Origin of the sequence: uncultured Ralstonia sp., from assembly GCA_913056305.1 — a bacterium.
In the GTDB taxonomy this organism is placed as follows: Bacteria; Pseudomonadota; Gammaproteobacteria; order Burkholderiales; family Burkholderiaceae; genus Ralstonia.
In genome coordinates this window covers 1-4,038 of the sequence record CAJXMR010000309.1, presented here as the reverse complement: position 1 = coordinate 4,038, position 4,038 = coordinate 1, and the positions used below count along the sequence as shown (strand labels likewise).

Annotated in this window: 2 protein-coding genes; both read right to left on the bottom strand. The window is 66.3% G+C overall.

Annotated features, from left to right (window positions below; genetic code table 11):
* The coding region (gene kdpB / locus QZ609_RS25060; RefSeq protein WP_295500766.1) for a potassium-transporting ATPase subunit KdpB at nucleotides 1–2,219 on the bottom strand (2,219 nt) is incomplete at its 3' end.
* Between the two features lie 34 nt (nucleotides 2,220–2,253).
* Nucleotides 2,254–4,026, bottom strand: a complete 1,773-nt coding sequence (gene kdpA / locus QZ609_RS25055; RefSeq protein ID WP_295500769.1) for a potassium-transporting ATPase subunit KdpA — start codon at nucleotides 4,024–4,026, stop codon at nucleotides 2,254–2,256.
* Between the last annotated feature and the right edge of the window lie 12 nt (nucleotides 4,027–4,038).

The window sequence follows — 4,038 nt, the reverse complement described above, 5'->3', positions numbered from 1 at the left end:
GCGGCCAGGAACATGTCGATGATCTTGATGCCCGGGAAGGGCAGCAGCAGGCCGCCCAGGCCGTAGATCAAGAGGTTGCGGCGCAGCAGCGTGGCGGCACCCAGCGCGCGGTACTTCACGCCCTTGAGCGCCAGCGGGATCAGGAACACGATGATCAGCGCGTTGAAGATCACCGCGCTCATCACGGCCGAGGCCGGCGTGGCCAGGTGCATGACGTTGAGCGCGGCGAGCTGCGGGTACGTGGTCGCGAATGCCGCCGGAATGATGGCGAAGTACTTGGCCACGTCGTTGGCGATCGAGAACGTGGTCAGCGAGCCGCGCGTCATCAGCATCTGCTTGCCGATCTCGACGATCTGGATCAGCTTGGTCGGGCTGGAATCCAGGTCGACCATGTTGCCGGCTTCCTTGGCGGCCTGCGTGCCGCTGTTCATGGCGACGGCCACGTCGGCCTGTGCCAGTGCGGGCGCATCGTTGGTGCCGTCACCGGTCATGGCGACGAGGCGGCCTTGGGCCTGCTGCTCGCGGATCAGCGCCAGCTTGGTCTCGGGCGTGGCTTCGGCGATGAAATCGTCGACGCCGGCTTCGGCCGCGATGGAGGCGGCGGTCAGGCGGTTGTCGCCGGTGATCATCACCGTCTTGATGCCCATCTGGCGCAGCTCGGCAAAGCGCTCGCGGATGCCAGCCTTGACGATGTCCTTCAGCTCCACCACACCCAGCACGCGCTCGTTGTCGGACACCACCAGCGGGGTGCCGCCCTTGCGGGCCACGTCGTCCACGGCGGCCGACACGGCGTCGGGGAACTTGCCGGCCAGCAGCGTCACATGCGTGCGGATCGCGTCAGCGGCGCCCTTGCGGATCTGGCGGGCGACGCCATCGTGCTCGACGTTGATGCCGCTCATGCGCGTTTGCGCGGAGAAGGCGACGTACACCGGCTGCGTCTTGGCGAGCGCCGCTTCGTCGATCGAGGCCTCGCCCAGCTGGCGTGCCAGCGTGACGATGCTGCGGCCTTCCGGCGTTTCATCAGCCAACGACGACAGCCAGGCGGCTTCAGCCAGCGCCTTGGGCGTCACGCCCGGTGCGGGGAGGAAGCGCGACGCCTGACGGTTGCCGTGGGTGATGGTGCCGGTCTTGTCGAGCAGCAGCACGTCCACGTCGCCGGCGGCTTCCACCGCGCGGCCGGAGGTGGCGATCACGTTGGCCTGCATCATGCGGCTCATGCCTGCCACGCCGATGGCCGACAGCAGCCCGCCGATGGTGGTCGGGATCAGGCACACCAGCAGCGCCACCAGCACCGTGATGGTGATGGGGTTGCCGGCCTTCATCGCTTCCACCGAGAACAGCGAGTACGGCAGCAGCGTGACGGTGGCCAGCATCAGGATGATGGTCAGGCTCACCAGCAGGATGGTCAGCGCCAGCTCGTTGGGGGTCTTCTGGCGCTTGGCGCCTTCCACCATCGAGATCATGCGGTCGAGGAAGCTCTCGCCCGGGTTGGCGGTGACGCGCACCACGATCCAGTCCGACAGCACGCGCGTGCCGCCCGTGACCGACGAGAAGTCGCCGCCGGATTCGCGGATGACCGGGGCGGACTCGCCGGTGATGGCGCTTTCGTCCACCGAGGCGACGCCTTCGATCACCTCGCCGTCGCCGGGGACCATGTCGCCGGCTTCGATGAGGACGATGTCGCCACGGCGCAGGGCAGTGGCGGCGCGCGATTGCACGCGGTCACGGCGGCTGGCGTCGGCCAGCACCTTGGCCTGCACCGTCGTCTTGATGCCGCGCAGCGATGCCGCCTGCTGCTTGCTGCGGCCTTCGGCCAGCGCCTCGGCAAAGTTGGCGAACAGCACCGTGAACCACAGCCACACCGACACGGCAAGGATGAAGCCCGCAGGGGCTTCGGCCTGGCCGCGCAGCGCCATGATCCACAGGATGGTGGTCAGGATGCTGCCGATGTAGACGACGAACATCACCGGGTTCTTGGCCTGCGCTTGCGGCGACAGCTTGCGGAAGCTATCGACGATGGCGGGCTTGACCAGGGCCATCGAGAACATCGACAGCTGGCGCACCTCCTTGGCCGAGCGCGGATGGTGGCCGCCGTGGTGGGTGGTGGTGGTGCGGGCCGTGCCGGCTGCCGCAGCGCCAGCGGCGGTAGCCTCGGCGCCATCCAGCTTGTGCTGGACCGTGCGCGTCACGGGATCGGAATCAGGGTAACGGATAGCCATAAGGCACCTGTTGATATTGAGTGTTCAGCGCGCCTTAGCGTGCGAGGTGTTCCGCAATGGGGCCGAGCGCCAATGCCGGGATATAGGTGAGCGCACCCACCAACAGCACGGAGCCGATCAGCAACACCACGAACAGCGGGCCATGCGTGGGCAGCGTGCCAACGGTCACCGGCAGGCGCTTCTTGGCGGCAAACGTGCCTGCCATCGCCAGCACCGGCACGATGATCCAGAAGCGGCCCAGCCACATGACGATGCCCAGCGCGACGTTGTAGAACGGCGTGTTGGCCGACAAGCCCGCAAACGCGCTGCCGTTGTTGTTGGCAGCCGACGAGAAGGCGTACAGCACTTCCGAGAAGCCGTGCGTGCCGGGGTTGAAGATGCCGGCCTTACCGCCCGCGGCCAGCACCGCAACGGCCGTGCCCACGAGCACCAGCAGCGGCGTGACGAGGATGGCGATGGAGGTCATCTTCATCTCGAACACTTCGATCTTCTTGCCGAGGTATTCCGGCGTGCGGCCGATCATCAGGCCAGCAATGAACACGGCCAGGATGGCGTACACCAGCATGCCGTACAGGCCCGAACCGACACCGCCGAACACCACTTCGCCCAGCTGCATCAGGAACATCGGCACGAAGCCGCCCAGCGCGGTGAGCGAGTCATGCATGGCATTGACCGCACCGCACGACGCCGACGTGGTGATGGTGACGAACAGCGACGAAGCCACGACGCCGAAGCGCGTTTCCTTGCCTTCCATGTTGCCGATGGCCTGGTCGATGCCGAGGTTGGCGAGCATCGGGTTCGCATGCCCCTCTGACCACATCTCGAACACCGCCAGCACGACAAAGAGCACGGTCATGGCCGCCAGCACCGCCCAGCCTTGCCGGCGGTCGCCCACCATGGCGCCGAAGGTGAAGCACAGCGCGGCCGGGATGATGAAGATGGCCAGCATCTGCACGAAGTTCGCCAGCGGCGTCGGGTTTTCGTACGGGTGCGCCGAGTTGGCGTTGAACGGGCCACCGCCGTTGGTACCGAGCATCTTGATCGCTTCTTGCGAGGCAATCGGGCCCATCGGCAGGGTCTGCTTTTGCGTGGTGGCCTTCTCGGTAACGGGGTTTCCCTGCGCGTCCTTGATCGCGTTACCGTCCTTGTCCAGCTTCGGGTTGTCGAAGGTGGTGGCGGTGACGGTGGTCACGTCCTTATACGCGTCGAAGTTCTGGATCACGCCCTGGCCCACGAAGAACACGGCCACGACGATCGACAGCGGCAGCAGCACATAGAGCGTGCTGCGCGTGAAGTCGACCCAGAAGTTGCCGATGGTCTTGGCCGAGTGGCGCGAGAAGCCGCGAATGAGCGCGATCACCACCGCAATGCCGGTAGCGGCAGAGAGGAAGTTCTGCACGGCCAGCCCGAGCATCTGCGTCAGGTAGCTCATCGTGCTTTCGCCCGCGTAGCCCTGCCAGTTGGTGTTGGTGACGAAGCTGACCGCCGTATTGAACGACGAATCCGGCGTGACGGCGCCAAAGCCCTGCGGGTTCAGCGGCAGCCACTGCTGTGCGCGCTGCAGCGCATAGACCGCCAGCGCGCCCAGCACGTTGACGACGATGACGGCCAGCGCATAGCGCTTCCAGCCCATCTCGGCCTTGGTGTTGACGCCGGCCAGCCGATAGAACGCCCGCTCGATCGGCCCGAGCCAGTGTGCGCGCGAAGGCGCATCGCCAAACACGCGGGCCATATAGGTGCCCAGCGGCTTGGCCAGAACCAGCAGCACGACCAGGTAGATCGCCAGCTGGAGGAGGAACGCATTCATGGTGTGCCTCGC

What these genes read in the sequence shown, in the direction of transcription:
- kdpA (WP_295500769.1), bottom strand. Translation starts at nt 4,026, where the DNA reads ATGAATGCGTTCCTCCTCCAGCTGGCGATCTACCTGGTCGTGCTGCTG.